The sequence below is a fragment of the Pseudomonas sp. genome (assembly GCF_046581935.1).
GTDB lineage: Bacteria > Pseudomonadota > Gammaproteobacteria > Pseudomonadales > Pseudomonadaceae > Aquipseudomonas.
In genome coordinates, this window is record NZ_JAYGFK010000012.1 from 281,641 (window position 1) to 296,454 (window position 14,814).

Consider the following 14,814-nt stretch of genomic DNA (forward strand, 5'->3'; position numbering starts at 1 on the left):
TCGGCATCCTAAGTAACGGATATATCGACTTCAACCTCAGATGTCATTTTTATGACATCTCTCACAGCGATCTAGGCCCAGGCTTACAAAACAGTTACAGCCGGTGTAGTCGCGAGTGGTTTGCGCCTACTCGTCATTTCCTTATAAGATCGCGCCTTCCCCGTTTCGTCGCATAGTGCGGCCCCAAGCCGTAGGTTCTGCCGTTTTCTCGATTATTTATGGCTGTTGAACCTGCGCCTCTGCTGTCAAAAGGTAGTTAACGATGAGCGCAAGACACTTTCTCTCGCTGATGGATTGCACACCGGACGAACTGGTGGGGCTGATCCGCCGCGGCATGGAGCTGAAGGACTTGCGTAACCGCGGCGTACTTTTCGAGCCGCTGAAAAATCGCGTACTGGGCATGATCTTCGAGAAGGCTTCAACGCGTACCCGCCTGTCATTTGAGGCTGGCATGATCCAGCTCGGCGGCCAGGCCATCTTTCTCTCGCCACGCGATACTCAACTGGGCCGTGGTGAGCCGATCGGCGATGCAGCCATCGTCATGTCGCGCATGCTTGATGCGGTAATGATCCGCACCTTCGCCCACAGCACCCTGACTGAGTTCGCCGCGAATTCGCGCGTGCCGGTGATCAACGGCTTGTCCGATGATCTACACCCCTGCCAGTTGCTGGCAGACATGCAGACCTACCAAGAACATCGCGGCAGCATCAAAGGCAAGACGGCGGTGTGGATCGGTGACGGCAACAACATGTGCAACTCCTACATAGAAGCGGCCATGCAGTTCGACTTCCAACTACGCGTAGCTTGCCCTGAGGGTTATGAGCCGAGCGCAAGCTTGCTGGCACTCGCCGGTGAGCGCGTGCAGGTACTGCGCGACCCACTTGAAGCCGTGGCCGGTGCCCACTTGGTGAGCACCGACGTATGGGCCTCCATGGGCCAGGAAGATGAGGCAGCTCAGCGCATCAAGCTGTTCCAGCCCTATCAGGTTAACCGCGCCCTGCTCGATGCTGCCGACAAGAACGTGCTGTTCCTGCACTGCCTGCCGGCACACCGCGGCGAAGAGATCAGCGAAGATCTGCTCGACGACCCACGCTCGGCAGCCTGGGATCAGGCAGAAAACCGCTTGCATGCACAGAAGGCGCTGCTCGAATTTTTGGTTGAGCCGGCGTATCACCACGCATGAGCCTCCCCCTGCTGAACCTACGCGAGCTGAGCTGTGGCTACCCTGAACACCGAGTGGTGCAACACCTCAACCTGCACCTGAATGCCGGCGATATCGGTTGCCTGCTTGGCCCGTCGGGCTGTGGTAAAACCACCACGCTACGCGCTATTGCAGGCTTTGAGCCGGTTCTGGAGGGGGAAATCCAGCTGGCTGATCAGGTTATCTCCAAAGCCGGCTACACCCTGGCCCCCGAGAAACGTCGAATTGGCATGGTTTTTCAGGATTACGCGCTGTTCCCGCACTTGAGCGTGGCCGAGAACATCGGCTTTGGTATCCGCAAGCAAGCAAACTGCGAGCGCGTTACTCAAGAACTGATGGAGCTGGTGAAACTCGGCCACCTGGGCAAGCGCTACCCGCACGAACTGTCCGGCGGGCAACAGCAACGCGTCGCCCTAGCCCGGGCACTGGCGCCCGAGCCACAGCTACTGCTGCTCGACGAGCCCTTCTCCAACCTCGATGGTGAATTGCGTCGGCGCTTGAGTCATGAAGTACGCGACATCCTCAAGGCCCGTGGCACCAGCGCCATTCTGGTCACCCACGATCAGGAAGAAGCCTTTGCCGTAAGTGACCACGTAGGTGTGTTCAAGGAAGGCAAGCTGGAGCAATGGGATACCCCATTCAACCTCTACCACGAACCGCTAACGCCATTTGTCGCCAGTTTTATCGGCCAGGGCTACTTTATTCGCGGCCAACTGCTCAGCCCGGACTCGGTGCAGACTGAACTGGGGCTGATTCGCGGCAACCGCGCCTACACCTGGCCAAGCGGTAGCGCAGTGGATGTATTGCTGCGCCCGGACGACATCGTTTATGACCCGGAAAGTACGCTAAAAGCCTTGATCGTCGGCAAGACCTTCCTCGGCGCGGCAACCCTATACCGCCTACAACTGCCTACTGGCAGTCAACTGGAGTCAATCTTCCCTAGCCACTCCGACCACCTGCCCGGCCAGCAGGTCGGCATTCGCGTCGCCGCCGACCATCTGGTGGTATTTGCCGCTCCGGGCAGCATCGCCGCCCAGGTTAACCTCGGTGAGTCAGGCGTGCGGCGTTACAGCAGCGACAGCTAGGGTCTTAACAGGGCTCTAGCTCGCTAGAACGTAAGGAGGCTCTAAGTGGCTGACAACAATAGCCGGCCACTGGCAATCAACAGCGCCTGACCAGCGATTTTCACCCGCTCACCCGCAAGCTCGCAGTGCAACTCACCCCCACGTGCCGAACACTGAAATGCGCTAAGCGCCTGCTTGCCAAGTTGCTGCGCCCAATACGGCGTAAGAATGCAGTGAGTCGAGCCGGTAACCGGGTCTTCATTAATGCCGATAGCCGGGGCAAAGTAACGCGAAACAAAGTCGTGCTGCTCGCCGGGCGCGCTGATCAGCAGGCCCAACCCTGGCAACCGAGCCACCGCCGCCAAATCCGGCCGGCAATCGCGCACTGCAGCCTCCGAAGCCACAATCGCTAGCAACTCCTGAATGCCCGGCCCTTCATGTAACGCCAGCACATGCTGTACTGGTAGGCCCAACGCCTGCTCGACCTCTGCGCGCAACTCACAAGGCTGTGCCCGCCGTACCGGGAAATCCAGCACCAGCTTGCCGTCGAGGCGACTGACCCGCAGAGCACCAGACAAACAGGTGAAATCGAGCACATCACCCGGCTCACCATACAACTCGAACAGCACATGGGCGCTGGCCAACGTGGCATGTCCGCACAATGGCACTTCCGCTGACGGGGTAAACCAGCGGATATGCCAAGCCGCACCCTCTTTCACCACAAAGGCGGTTTCCGCGAGGTTATGTTCGGCGGCAATCTGCTGCATCAGGGCAGCATCAAGCCAGCTGTCGAGGCGATAGACCATCGCCGGATTGCCACTGAAAGGGCGCGTGGTGAACGCATCGACTTGGTGAAATTCAAGCTGCATGGGCTGGGCTCCTGATTGATCGTGCCCCAGAGCATGCCCAAAGCGAACGCGATATACCCGCTACAGCCGTCAGCAATTGCAACAGTACAGTTTTATATTTATCGAATTCATGGAAATACTGTTATGGCTTTTGCACGCCATAGGCGGTTAAAAGTGTTTGTAAGCGACCATTAGCACGGTAGCGCTGCAAACCTTGTTCGAAGAGCGCGGCATAACGCTTACTGGACTCCAGCGCTGGAGAAAATGCCAGATAGATCGGTACATCAGGCACACGACAACCCGCCTCGCGCAGCTCGCCGACACGCGCCTGTCGAGCCAGCAAGGCCTGGATCACCCAGGCGTTCTCCAGCACCGTATCAACCCGCCCCAGCCTCAGTTTGCGAATGCTTAACTCCAGCGCCCGATCGCCAGCCGCCACCTGAATACGATCACTGCGATGACGATAACGCTCGATGTAGGCATTCAACTGGTCGCCGTAGCTGTAGTCATTGATCACGCCGAGTCGCTGCTGAGCTAATGACTCGGGGCCAGTGAATAACCAAGTGGAATCCTGCCGGGTATAGAAACAATTACGCGAGAGCGTCACCGGCGTGGCACTAAAAATAAAATCCGCAGCATCTTCAACGCCTGCGCCGATGGCCGCATTCACTTCGCCGCGTCGCACCAGTTGCAGAGCACGCGCCCAGTTGAGGGCCTGGTAATGCACCTCAACACCGGATTCGGCAAAAATCTGCTGGGCTAGCTCTACGAAAATCCCCGGTCGCTCAGCACCTGGCTGGCAATTGATCGGGCACCAAACATCCCCGGCAATCACCAACGTTTCTGCCTGCGCCAACTGGGCGCCAGCAAATAGCAGCAAGAGCAATCCACGAGCGATAAGCAGACGGCACAGCAACATGCAGGGGTCCATCATCCAAAATAATACTTGACCGAGGTTTACCACCCTCAGCCTTCGCTGCGCACCCTTTTCACCGCATCCAACCAGCCGTCATACAGTGTGCGGCGATGGCTATCAGCCATGCCCGGCTCAAAACGCTGTTGCCTGTGCCAGTGCTGCGCGATGCTTGCCAGGTCCGGATAAAGCCCGGCTTGCAAACCAGCCAGGTAAGCCACGCCAAGCGCCGTGGTTTCTGTCACTTCAGGGCGCTCCACCGGCACCCCGAGGATGTCAGCGAGAAACTGCATAACCCAGTTGTTTTCCACCATGCCGCCATCCACCCGCAACGCACTGGGTTCGGCAGCGCCGTCCTGGCGCATGGCTTCGAGCAGATCACGAGTTTGGTAGCACACGGACTGCAAACCAGCGGTGACGATTTCCTTGATGCCGGTATCGCGGGTCAAACCGAAAATGGCGCCACGGGCTTTCGGGTCCCAATACGGCGCACCAAGGCCAGTAAAAGCTGGAACCAGGTACACCCCGCAGGCATCGCCGGTCTGCTCAGCCATGGCTTCCGAGTCACGGGCATGACTGATCAGCTTGACACCATCGCGCAACCACTGCACGGCAGCGCCAGCAACGAAGATGCTGCCCTCCACCGCGTAGGTCACCTGACCATTGAGACGATAGCCAACAGTGGTCAGCAGGCGGTTCTGCGAAGTGACCGGCGTAGTGCCCGTGTTCTGAATCATGAAGCAACCCGTGCCGTAGGTGCTTTTCACCATACCGGGCGTAAAGCAGGCCTGGCCGATCAGCGCGGCCTGCTGGTCACCCGCCATACCCAGCACAGGAATTGCAGCACCGAGCAGATCAGCCTCGGCAACGCCAAAATCAGCGGCGCAATCAAGCACCTCCGGCAGCAGGCTGACTGGGATCTCGAAGAGTTTGAGCAGCTCCGCGTCCCATTGCTGGGTATGGATATTGAACAGCATGGTCCGCGAGGCGTTGCTGGCGTCCGTCTTGTGCGATTTACCGCCGGTCAGACGCCACAAGAGGAACGAGTCCACCGTGCCGAAACGCAGTTCACCGCGTTCAGCGCGCTCCCGCGCACCTGCTACGTTCTGCAGAATCCAACGCAACTTGGTCGCCGAAAAATACGGATCAATCAGCAGGCCGGTTTTGCCCGCCACTGTAGGCTCATGCCCAGCGGCTTTAAGCTCAGCGCAGTAATCCGCGGTGCGCCGATCCTGCCAGACAATCGCCGGATGAATCGGCGCACCGCTCTGCGCATCCCACACCAGCGTGGTTTCACGCTGGTTGGTGATGCCGATGGCGGCTATATCACCAGCACTCAAACCACTCTGTTTAAGCGCCTCACGGCAGACATTAAGGGTACTCGACCACAGTTCTTCACCATCATGCTCAACCCAACCATCTTGGGGAAAATACTGCTTGAACTCCTGCTGCGCGCGCGCCACAGGCAAACCTTCAGCACTGAAAACCATCGCCCGACTGCTCGTAGTGCCCTGGTCGATAGCCAGCAGGTAGTGAGACATGCGAAGTTCCTTGTTCTTATAGGTTTAAAGGTTGAACGACTAACCGCGACCAATAGATGCAAACAATGCCTGCGTCAGCTGCGCCAGCACGGCGGCATCCAACTGCACTTCTAAGCCACGCCGACCGGCACTGACGTAAATGCTGGGAAACTGCTGCGCGGACTCATCAATAAAGGTGCGCAAGCGCTTCTTCTGCCCCAGCGGGCTAATACCACCGAGCAAATAACCAGTGGCCCGCTGCGCCGCAGCCGGGTCGGCCATATCGGCCTTTTTCACCCCTGCAGCCTGGGCCAAAGCTTTTAAGTCGAGCGTGCCCGCCACCGGCACCACCGCCACTAGCAGCTCGCCTTTCTCGCTAGCGGCAAGTAGCGTCTTGAACACTTGTGCAGGCTCAAGCTTGAGTTTTTCCGCCGCCTCCAGGCCATAGGAAGCCGCCTTGGGGTCGTGGTGATAGCTATGCACCTGATGCACAGCCTTGGCTTTTTTCAGCAAGTCGATGGCAGGAGTCATGTTCGAATGTGAAAATAATCTGACAGAGTTGGCATACCTTAGCCGAAAATACAGCCAGGAACAGTTTTTAACGTCACGCAGCGGCGGCCCACAAGGTGGCCACGATGGATGGCATGGCAATAAAATCCACCCGCCGACAGCCCATAATCTCGCGCCCTTTCAAGGAGCTTTCATGACCCTGCCACCGCGCCAACACAATATTCTCGAGCGTACTCGGGAACGTGGTTATGTCAGCATCGACGAACTAGCTCAGGCATTTGCCGTTACCCCACAAACCATTCGCCGCGACATCAACCAACTCGCCGAACAAGGCCTACTGCGTCGCACCCATGGCGGCGCAGCGAGTGAAGAAAGCTCCAGCACGCAAAACACCGCCTACAGCATGCGCGCCGGCCTGATGCGTGATGAGAAACAACGCATAGCCGCCGCCATCGCGGCGCAAATCCCCAACCACGCGTCGCTGTTTATCAATATCGGCACCACCACCGAAGCGATTGCTCGCGAGCTGCTGGGCCACAAGGGCCTGAAGATCATCACCAATAACCTGCACGTGGCCGCCCAACTTAGCGCCAAAGCTGACTTTGAGGTCCTTCTGGCTGGCGGCACGGTGCGCAGCGACGGCGGCGTGGTAGGCCAGGCGGCGGTGGATTTTATCCACCAGTTCAAGGTCGACTTCGCCCTGGTCGGCATTAGCGGTATCGATGAAGACGGCAGCTTGCTCGATTTTGACTACCAGGAAGTCCGCGTCTCGCAGGCGATTATCAGCAATGCTCGGCAGGTGTTCCTGGCAGTCGACTCCAGCAAATTTGGTCGCAATGCGGTGGTGCGCCTAGGCTCGATAGCGCTGGTTGATCGGTTATTCACTGACGCGACACCATCCACCGCGATCAGCCGTTTGCTCACCGAGCACAAGGTTCACTTAGAGTTGGTGTAAAAAAATCTAACCGTCTCTCGAGAATCAATGACCACTGAGCACAAAGGTGCATTGCCCAGTGGCAAAGCCACGCTTATTCGACTAGCATATTTTCGGAAGTGAACATAAAGCGTTCAATAATGACCTTTCGGTACCGCCATGCCTACTCGCCCCGCCAGCCTCACGCCAATTGCTGAAGTCTATGACCTTGCCGTGATTGGCGGCGGCATCAATGGTGTCGGCATTGCCGCCGATGCGGCGGGACGCGGCCTATCCGTGTTCCTTTGCGAAAAAGACGACCTCGCACAGCACACCTCGTCAGCCAGTAGCAAACTGATTCATGGCGGCCTGCGCTATCTCGAACATTACGAATTCCGCCTGGTGCGTGAGGCGCTGGCCGAGCGTGAAGTGCTGCTGAGCAAAGCGCCGCATATCATCAAACCCATGCGTTTTATCCTGCCGCACCGACCACACCTGCGTCCGGCCTGGATGATTCGTATCGGACTATTTTTGTACGACCATCTGGGCAAGCGCGAGAAACTGGCAGGCTCGCGCAGCCTGCATTTTGGTGCTGGCAGCCCGTTGCGCGCCGAGATCAGCCGCGGTTTCGAATACTCCGACTGCTGGGTCGACGATGCTCGCCTAGTCGTCCTCAATGCCATGGCCGCACGCGAGCAAGGCGCGCACATTCACAGCCGCACCCGCTGCGTAAGCGCGCGGCGCAGCAAGGGCCTGTGGCATATCCACCTGGAACGCAACGATGGCAGCCTGTTCTCGATTCGCGCACGCGCCCTGGTCAATGCGGCCGGCCCCTGGGTAGCGCGTTTTATTCGCGAAGACCTAAAGCAAGAGTCACCCTATGGCATCCGCCTGATTCAAGGCAGCCATATCGTCGTATCGAAGTTATTCGATGGTGAGCAGGCCTACATTCTGCAGAATGAAGACCGCCGCATTGTCTTCGCCATTCCCTATCAGGAGCGCTTCACCCTGATCGGTACCACAGACCGGGAATACCAGGGCGACCCGGCCAAGGTAATGATCAGCGAAGAAGAGATCGACTACCTGCTCAAGGTAGTCAACGCGCACTTCAAAAAGCAGTTGCAGCGCAGCGATATTCTGCATACCTACACTGGCGTGCGGCCGCTGTGCGACGACGAGTCAGACGATCCATCGGCAGTAACCCGCGACTACACCTTGTCACTATCCTGCCAGCCCGGCGAGGCGCCGTTGCTCTCGGTGTTTGGCGGCAAACTCACCACTTACCGCAAGCTCGCCGAATCGGCACTGGTACAACTGAAGCCTTTCTTCCCCAAGATGGGCCCAAGTTGCACCGCCAGCAGCCTGCTACCTGGCGCTGAGCAACTGGACAGCCCAAGCGCTTTGACTGACGCCCTATGCACACGCTTTGGCTGGCTACCCAACTCACTGGCGCGACGCTGGGCAAGCAGCTACGGCAGCCGCACGTGGGTGATGCTCAAAGGCGTAAACAACCTCAGCGATCTAGGTGAGCATCTCGGCGGCGGTCTGTACGCCCGTGAAGTCGATTACCTGTGCCAAGAAGAGTGGGCGTTGCAAGCGGAGGATATTCTCTGGCGGCGCAGCAAACTGGGCCTGATAACCACCCCAGCGCAGCAAGCCAAACTGCACAATTACCTGCGCATCGAGTCACCCCGCCGGCAGGAAAATGCTCACAACACTTAGCATCGCCAACCGATAAATTGCAGGCATTAAAAATGATCGTGAACCATTTCTAATGTCACACAGCAACGGCCGCTGGGTGACCATCCCAGGTGGCAGGCCATAAAAAATGATCGGGAATCATTTTTAACGTCGCGTAGCGACGGCCCGTGGGGTGGCCGCCATGGATGGCAGGCCATAAAAAAAGGCGACCGAAGTCGCCCAAATTGCCTTGCGTGCCCCTTGCTCCAGCAAACTCAGCTTTGCTTGCGCTTGTGCGAGTCCTGCCAGATGAAATAGCCAACACCGGCGAAGAAGGCGACCATCAGTCCGACTGTGCCGATACCTGCTAGAACTACGACATCGATAAACATGGTTGCCTCCTGCTTGAAGCCTGTGTGGGAATGGCTTCAAGTTAACAGGGGCAGCAAGGGCGCTATTGACCCAGATCAACAACGGGCCAGCGCGAGATGGGTGAGGCGGTGCTTAGCTGATCCAGATCAACAAATCAGGCCAAGTAGCGCCGTCTTACGGCTTTTTCGGCTTGCCCTTGGACTTTTTCTTGCCTTTACCCAGCGGCATGGCCTGCTCGAAAGCATCACGCATCTCGTTGAGTTTTTTGTCACGCAGGTCATGGATGCGCTTGTCGCGTTCGGCGGCGAAATCAATCAGCTTGTCGTCTTTGCTCATGGGCTCGGCTTGATCAAACGAAAGGTCAGGTTCAGGCGTGGCGCACAGGCACTGCGCGTCTTCGCCACTTGGTGTTGCCAATGATGCTGGGTTGGCCCGCGCATGACCAGCAGCGAACCATGCTGCAGCACTAATGAATGCTCAATGCGCTTCTGCCCTCTACGGCGCAGATCGAAACGCCTGGCACCACCAAGGTTAAGTGAGGCGATCAGCGGATTAGTTCCCAACGCGGCTTCATCATCACTGTGCCAGCCCATGGAATCCTGGCCGTCACGGTAATAGTTGAGCAGCACAGCATTCAGCGGCTGCCCCACTGCTTGCACCACCCGCTCGCGGATCGACGCCAGCAGCGGCGTCCAAGGCAACGGTTGGTGGGTCAACCCCGAGTAGCGGTAACTGGCCTCGGCATCGCCATACCAGGCCAGCAGACGCGGCACCGGCAGTTGCCGTCCATAAATCTGCACCTGCGGCTGCTGCCAAGGCACTTGTGCCGTCAACTCGGCTAACCAGCTGTCGGCGGTTGCTGCATCCAACCACTGCGCATCCAGCTCAAGCTCGGCGTCGGGTAGTTGCAAGGGGCTGTCGTCAAATAAACTCACGGATACAACACTCAAACTTCCACATCTACCCACAGCCCCTGGCGAGGCAATTCATTGATTACGGCTTCGTCCGCCTCGGCCACTTCACCTTCGGCCAGTTCCTCAGGGCTATAACCCTGACGGCGCTGACGCCGGCGCTGCTCCTCACGCAGCAACACTTCAGCATCCTGCGGGTGCCGTTTGTCCAGGCCCACACCGCTTTCCTTGGCGCTTTCAGCGGTGGGCGTAACCGGCGGAACTTCCGGGCGCGGCTTGATCACGTCCTGCTGAACGGTCACGGGAACCAGGCTATGAGGAATCGGCGGCAGCATCTATTAAGCCCTCCTTTGGTCAGACTGTCGGCCAGTCAAGCCACGACTTGAGCGTCACCTCGCTACACTTTTGAGCGACCGAAACACACAAAGTGCCCGATACGCTGCAATGCGCCTTTGGCCATGGCCCGACGCTGCGTTAACATAGTCGGCTTTTTCACGCGGGAGACAAGCATGGCGCAGTATGAACCGGGGCAACGCTGGATCAGTGACAGCGAAGCGGAGCTGGGTTTGGGAACCGTTCTGATGCAGGACGGCCGCATGCTCACCGTGCTCTACCCGGCCACCGGCGAAACTCGCCAGTACGCTCTGCGCAATGCGCCGTTGACCCGTGTGCGCTTCTCGCCGGGCGATGAAATCACTCATTTCGAAGGCTGGAAGCTGACCGTACAGGAAGTCGACGATATCGACGGCCTGCTGGTCTATCACGGCCTCAATGCGCAGCACGAGAGTGTCACCCTGCCGGAAACCCAGCTGTCGAACTTTATCCAGTTCCGCCTGGCCAGTGACCGCCTGTTTGCCGGGCAAATCGACCCACTGCCTTGGTTCGCCCTGCGTTACCACACGTTGGATTACACCAGCCGCCAATTGCAGTCCACGCTTTGGGGCCTCGGCGGCGTACGTGCGCAACCGATTGCCCACCAGCTGCACATTGCCCGCGAAGTCGCCGACCGCATCGCCCCACGCGTATTGCTGGCCGACGAAGTAGGCCTGGGTAAAACCATTGAGGCCGGTCTGGTGATCCATCGCCAGTTGCTGTCCGGGCGCGCTAACCGCGTGTTGATCCTGGTACCAGAGAACCTGCAGCACCAGTGGCTGGTAGAGATGCGCCGGCGCTTCAATCTGGACGTTGCCCTGTTCGATGAAGAGCGCTTTATCGAAAGCGACGCCAGCAACCCGTTCGAAGACTGCCAACTGGCGCTGGTCGCACTGGAATGGCTGTGCGACGACGAAAAAGCCCAGGACGCGCTTTTTGCCGCTGGCTGGGATCTGCTGGTGGTCGACGAAGCGCACCACTTGGTCTGGCATCCGGAACACGCCAGCACCGAATACGCGCTGGTTGAGCAACTGGCCGAAGTCATCCCAGGCGTGCTGCTGCTGACCGCAACCCCAGAGCAACTCGGCCAGGACAGCCACTTCGCCCGCCTGCGCCTGCTCGACCCGAACCGCTTTCATGACCTTGCAGCCTTCCGCGCGGAAAGTGAGCACTACAAGCCGATTGCCGAAGCCGTGCAGGAGCTGCTGGATAAAGGCAGCCTGTCCGCCGCCGCCCACAAAACCATCCATGATTTCCTCGGTGAGGGTGGCGAAGAGCTGCTCAATGCTGTCAACAGCGGCGATAGCGAAGCCTCAGCGCGCCTGGTACGCGAACTACTCGACCGCCATGGCACCGGCCGCCTGCTGTTCCGCAACACCCGCGCAGCGGTGCAAGGCTTCCCCGACCGCGAACTGCACCCCTACCCACTGGCCAGCCCAGTCGAGTACATGGAGCTGCCCATCGGCGAGCATGCCGACCTGTACCCAGAAGTCAGCTACCAGGCGCAAGCCGATGTTGATGAAGACCAGCGCTGGTGGAAGTTCGACCCGCGCGTCGAGTGGCTGATCGACACCTTGAAGATGCTCAAAAAATTCAAGGTACTGGTGATCTGCGCCCACGCCGAAACTGCCATGGACCTGGAAGACGCCCTGCGCGTGCGCAAAGGCATCCCGGCTACCGTGTTCCACGAAGGCATGAGCATCCTTGAGCGCGACCGCGCCGCGGCCTACTTCGCCGACGAAGAGTTCGGTGCCCAAGTGCTGATTTGCTCGGAAATCGGTTCGGAAGGCCGCAACTTCCAGTTCGCTCACCACTTGGTGCTGTTCGATCTGCCGGCGCACCCGGACCTGCTCGAACAGCGCATCGGCCGCCTCGACCGGATTGGCCAGAAGCACCGCATTCAGCTGCACGTGCCGTACCTGGAAAACAGCCCGCAAGAGCGCCTGTTCCAGTGGTATCACCAGGCGCTCAACGCCTTCCTCGCTACCTGCCCGACCGGCAACGCCCTGCAACACCAGTTCGGTAGCCGCCTGCTGCCCATGCTGGAAAGCGGCGACGATGGCGAATGGCAAGCGCTGGTTGACGAAGCCACAGCCGAGCGCCTGCGCCTGGAAGACGAACTGCATGCGGGCCGCGACCGCCTGCTGGAACTCAACTCCGGCGGCGCTGGCGAAGGCGAAGCACTGGTCGAGGCAATCCTCGAACAAGACGACCAATTCGCCCTACCGATCTATATGGAGCAGTTGTTCGACGCCTTTGGCATCGACAGCGAAGACCATTCTGATAACGCGCTGATTCTGCGTCCTAGCGAGAAAATGCTGGACGCCAGCTTCCCGCTCGGCGACGACGAAGGCGTGACTATCACCTATGACCGCGACATGGCGCTGGTGCGTGAAGACATGCAGTTCCTCACCTGGGAGCACCCTATGGTGCAAGGTGGCATGGACCTGGTGCGTTCAGGCTCGATGGGCAACACCGGTGTCGCGCTGATCAAAAACAAAGCGCTGAAACCTGGCACCGTTCTCCTTGAGCTGCTCTACGTCAGTGAGGTAGTAGCCCCACGCGCTCTGCAACTGGGCCGCTACCTGCCGCCCATCGCCCTGCGCTGCCTGCTCGACGCCAACGGTAACGACCTGGCCGCCAAGGTCTCGTTCGAGAAGCTCAATGAACAGTTGGAAACCGTGCCGCGTGCCAGCGCTAACAAGTTCGTCCAGGCCCAGCGTGACAGCCTTAACCCGCTGATCAATGCCGGCGAAAGCAAGGTCGCACCACGCCATAACGATCGAGTCGAAGAAGCCAAGCGTCGCCTGGCCGCCGAAACCGATGAGGAACTGGCCCGCCTGATTGCCTTGCAAGCGGTCAACCCGAGCGTGCGTGACAGCGAACTCAACGCCCTGCGCCAACTGCGCGAACAAGGCCTGGCCATGCTCGACAAAGCGGCGTTGCGTCTAGAAGCCATCCGTGTACTGGTAGCGGGCTAAAAAGTCTTACTCCCCATGCAACAAAAAGCCCGCAATTGCGGGCTTTTTGTTATGTAGCGTTTGGTCTCAGGCCGGTACAACCTCAGCCATCCCCCGCTGCATCCGTGCAGCATCCGTCACAAAGCAGCGTGACGCTTGCAGCAGAGCCAGCATGGTCAGTAGCAGTGCCACGGGGATCAGGTACATGGCGTTGTGCAGGCCGACAGCTTTAAAGGTTTCATTCATTTCACTGGCCCCTGCCACCAGCATCGCCGCTTGCGAGTAGTGATCAGACAGCATGCCGACCGCAACAGGGCCAAGCCCGCCGCCGAGCAGGTACAGCCCGGCGAAGAACAACGCCATGGCGGTCGCTCGCAGACGCGGCTCAATAACATCCTGAATAGCCGTGTAGACACAGGTATAAAAGTTATAGGCAAACAACCAACCGAGGCTGAACAGTGCCACAAATACTGCAATTTCAACGCGACCAGCGAACAAGGCATAGCCGGTGGAAAGCGCCGCAATCAGCATGCTCAGCGCGGCAAATAGCAGCCGCCCCCTCTGCCAGCGCTGATGGATCTTGTCCGCCAACCAGCCGCCCAGTGTTAGCCCGACAAGACCGGTCAAGCCGACGATCACCCCAGTGGCCATTGCGGCCTGCTCCAGCGGCATTAAGAAATAGCGCTGCAGCATTGGCACCATGAACGAGTTGCAGGCATAGGTGGCGAAATTGAAGGTCAGCCCGGCCACCACCAACCACCAGAACGTAGGAATCGCCAGCACCTTGCGCACGGGTTTATCCACCGGCGTCAGCGCCGACTTCACCTGCTCGGCAGCGCCGCGCGTGGGTTCCTTGATGAAGAACATAAACAGCGCCAGGATCACCCCCGGTACCGCGGCAATAAAGAACGGCGCGCGCCAGCTGTCGAAGGCCTTGACCATTGCACCGATGGTGAAAAAAGCCAGCAGCAAGCCAATCGGCAGGCCAAGCATAAAGATGCCCATAGCCCGGGCACGCTTGTGCGCCGGGAACAGATCGCCGATCAGCGAGTTGGCCGCTGGCGCATAACTGGCCTCGCCAATGCCGACGCCCATGCGAATCAGCAGGAAACTCCAGAAGTTCCAGGCCAGACCGTTGACTGCGGTAAGCCCACTCCAAACCGCTAAGCCCCAGCCCATGATTTTGCGCCGCGCACCGGTATCCGCCATGCGCCCCAACGGCACACCGGCAATGGCATAAACAATGGTGAACGCCGTACCAATCAAGCCCAGCTGCAAGTCGCTGAGGCTCCACTCCATACGGATCGGCTCAATAATGATCGCCGGAATGGTGCGGTCGAAGAAGTTGAATAGATTTGCCAAAAAAAGCAGAAAGAGAATGCGCCAGGCATTCGTTGCTTGTAGGGACTGCTGCATGAAATCGATCTCTAATTGTTGTTATCGAAGCACGTCCGTGGCGCGTTGCCAGCAGTCGTACCCAGCACGTACAAGGGCAATCTAGAGCCTCGCGCACGGCCTGTCTGTGACTATTTGTAGCGTGTATGCCGGAC

Annotated in this window: 14 protein-coding genes; 5 read left to right on the forward strand and 9 right to left on the reverse strand. The window is 58.8% G+C overall.

Going from position 1 to position 14,814, the window contains the following annotated elements; all coding sequences use genetic code 11:
* The first annotated feature begins 262 nt into the window (after positions 1-262).
* The gene (gene argF, locus VCA57_RS09140; protein ID WP_411184673.1) at positions 263-1,183 is read left to right on the forward strand and encodes an ornithine carbamoyltransferase; all 921 of its coding nucleotides are present in this window, start codon (positions 263-265) and stop codon (positions 1,181-1,183) included.
* A complete protein-coding gene (locus tag VCA57_RS09145; protein WP_411184674.1) occupies positions 1,180-2,286 on the forward strand; it encodes an ABC transporter ATP-binding protein in 1,107 nt (368 codons plus the stop codon). Before argF ends, VCA57_RS09145 begins: the two co-directional genes overlap by 4 nt.
* 41 nt (positions 2,287-2,327) lie before the next feature.
* Here VCA57_RS09145 and VCA57_RS09150 read toward each other — a convergent pair whose 3' ends face one another.
* The 4 genes from VCA57_RS09150 to ybaK all read right to left on the reverse strand — a co-directional run bounded on the left by VCA57_RS09150 (position 2,328) and on the right by ybaK (position 6,077).
* The gene (locus tag VCA57_RS09150; RefSeq protein WP_411184675.1) at positions 2,328-3,134 is read right to left on the reverse strand and encodes a PhzF family phenazine biosynthesis protein; all 807 of its coding nucleotides are present in this window, start codon (positions 3,132-3,134) and stop codon (positions 2,328-2,330) included.
* Positions 3,135-3,255: 121 nt separating this feature from the next.
* Positions 3,256-4,032: a substrate-binding periplasmic protein gene (locus VCA57_RS09155; RefSeq protein WP_411184676.1), complete on the reverse strand. Its 777-nt coding sequence runs from the start codon at positions 4,030-4,032 to the stop codon at positions 3,256-3,258.
* A gap of 47 nt (positions 4,033-4,079) precedes the next feature.
* Complete coding sequence (glpK, locus tag VCA57_RS09160; protein WP_411184677.1) at positions 4,080-5,567, reverse strand: glycerol kinase GlpK; 1,488 nt, start codon at positions 5,565-5,567, stop codon at positions 4,080-4,082.
* 39 nt (positions 5,568-5,606) lie between these two features.
* On the reverse strand, positions 5,607-6,077 hold the full coding sequence (gene ybaK / locus VCA57_RS09165) for a Cys-tRNA(Pro) deacylase (RefSeq protein ID WP_411184678.1): 471 nt from the start codon (positions 6,075-6,077) through the stop codon (positions 5,607-5,609).
* A gap of 172 nt (positions 6,078-6,249) precedes the next feature.
* Between ybaK and VCA57_RS09170 the strand changes: the two genes are divergently transcribed.
* Positions 6,250-7,011: a DeoR family transcriptional regulator gene (locus tag VCA57_RS09170; protein WP_411184679.1), complete on the forward strand. Its 762-nt coding sequence runs from the start codon at positions 6,250-6,252 to the stop codon at positions 7,009-7,011.
* 138 nt (positions 7,012-7,149) lie between these two features.
* A complete protein-coding gene (gene glpD, locus VCA57_RS09175) occupies positions 7,150-8,691 on the forward strand; it encodes a glycerol-3-phosphate dehydrogenase (protein ID WP_411184680.1) in 1,542 nt (513 codons plus the stop codon).
* A gap of 233 nt (positions 8,692-8,924) precedes the next feature.
* On the opposite strand, the gene ccoM is transcribed toward glpD, so the two are convergent.
* The 4 genes from ccoM to VCA57_RS09195 all read right to left on the reverse strand — a co-directional run bounded on the left by ccoM (position 8,925) and on the right by VCA57_RS09195 (position 10,267).
* Entirely contained in the window at positions 8,925-9,041 is a 117-nt protein-coding gene (gene ccoM, locus VCA57_RS09180) for a cytochrome c oxidase subunit CcoM (protein WP_325175658.1), read from the reverse strand.
* A 154-nt stretch (positions 9,042-9,195) separates the two neighbouring features.
* Complete coding sequence (locus VCA57_RS09185; protein WP_411184681.1) at positions 9,196-9,357, reverse strand: hypothetical protein; 162 nt, start codon at positions 9,355-9,357, stop codon at positions 9,196-9,198.
* On the reverse strand, positions 9,354-9,956 hold the full coding sequence (locus VCA57_RS09190; protein ID WP_411184683.1) for an alpha-ketoglutarate-dependent dioxygenase AlkB family protein: 603 nt from the start codon (positions 9,954-9,956) through the stop codon (positions 9,354-9,356). The genes VCA57_RS09185 and VCA57_RS09190 overlap by 4 nt, the downstream gene beginning before the upstream one ends.
* Before the next feature lie 11 nt (positions 9,957-9,967).
* Positions 9,968-10,267, reverse strand: coding sequence for an aspartate-semialdehyde dehydrogenase (locus VCA57_RS09195; protein ID WP_411184685.1), 300 nt, complete (start codon positions 10,265-10,267; stop codon positions 9,968-9,970).
* Positions 10,268-10,441: 174 nt separating this feature from the next.
* On the opposite strand from VCA57_RS09195, the gene rapA reads away from it, so the two are divergent.
* A complete protein-coding gene (rapA, locus tag VCA57_RS09200; RefSeq protein WP_411184686.1) occupies positions 10,442-13,285 on the forward strand; it encodes an RNA polymerase-associated protein RapA in 2,844 nt (947 codons plus the stop codon).
* 66 nt (positions 13,286-13,351) lie between these two features.
* Here the strand turns inward: rapA and VCA57_RS09205 are convergent, their stop codons facing one another.
* On the reverse strand, positions 13,352-14,680 hold the full coding sequence (locus VCA57_RS09205; protein ID WP_411184687.1) for a spinster family MFS transporter: 1,329 nt from the start codon (positions 14,678-14,680) through the stop codon (positions 13,352-13,354).
* Positions 14,681-14,814 lie beyond the last annotated feature (134 nt).

Excerpts from the sequence above, each read along its gene's own strand:
- VCA57_RS09195 (WP_411184685.1), bottom strand. The coding sequence starts at position 10,267 with ATGCTGCCGCCGATTCCTCATAGCCTGGTTCCCGTGACCGTTCAGCAG.
- VCA57_RS09205 (WP_411184687.1), bottom strand. The coding sequence starts at position 14,680 with ATGCAGCAGTCCCTACAAGCAACGAATGCCTGGCGCATTCTCTTTCTG.
- glpD (WP_411184680.1), top strand. The coding sequence starts at position 7,150 with ATGCCTACTCGCCCCGCCAGCCTCACGCCAATTGCTGAAGTCTATGAC.
- ybaK (WP_411184678.1), bottom strand. The coding sequence starts at position 6,077 with ATGACTCCTGCCATCGACTTGCTGAAAAAAGCCAAGGCTGTGCATCAG.
- rapA (WP_411184686.1), top strand. The coding sequence starts at position 10,442 with ATGGCGCAGTATGAACCGGGGCAACGCTGGATCAGTGACAGCGAAGCG.
- argF (WP_411184673.1), top strand. The coding sequence starts at position 263 with ATGAGCGCAAGACACTTTCTCTCGCTGATGGATTGCACACCGGACGAA.
- VCA57_RS09145 (WP_411184674.1), top strand. The coding sequence starts at position 1,180 with ATGAGCCTCCCCCTGCTGAACCTACGCGAGCTGAGCTGTGGCTACCCT.
- ccoM (WP_325175658.1), bottom strand. The coding sequence starts at position 9,041 with ATGTTTATCGATGTCGTAGTTCTAGCAGGTATCGGCACAGTCGGACTG.
- VCA57_RS09185 (WP_411184681.1), bottom strand. The coding sequence starts at position 9,357 with ATGAGCAAAGACGACAAGCTGATTGATTTCGCCGCCGAACGCGACAAG.
- VCA57_RS09150 (WP_411184675.1), bottom strand. The coding sequence starts at position 3,134 with ATGCAGCTTGAATTTCACCAAGTCGATGCGTTCACCACGCGCCCTTTC.
- VCA57_RS09170 (WP_411184679.1), top strand. The coding sequence starts at position 6,250 with ATGACCCTGCCACCGCGCCAACACAATATTCTCGAGCGTACTCGGGAA.
- VCA57_RS09155 (WP_411184676.1), bottom strand. The coding sequence starts at position 4,032 with ATGTTGCTGTGCCGTCTGCTTATCGCTCGTGGATTGCTCTTGCTGCTA.
- glpK (WP_411184677.1), bottom strand. The coding sequence starts at position 5,567 with ATGTCTCACTACCTGCTGGCTATCGACCAGGGCACTACGAGCAGTCGG.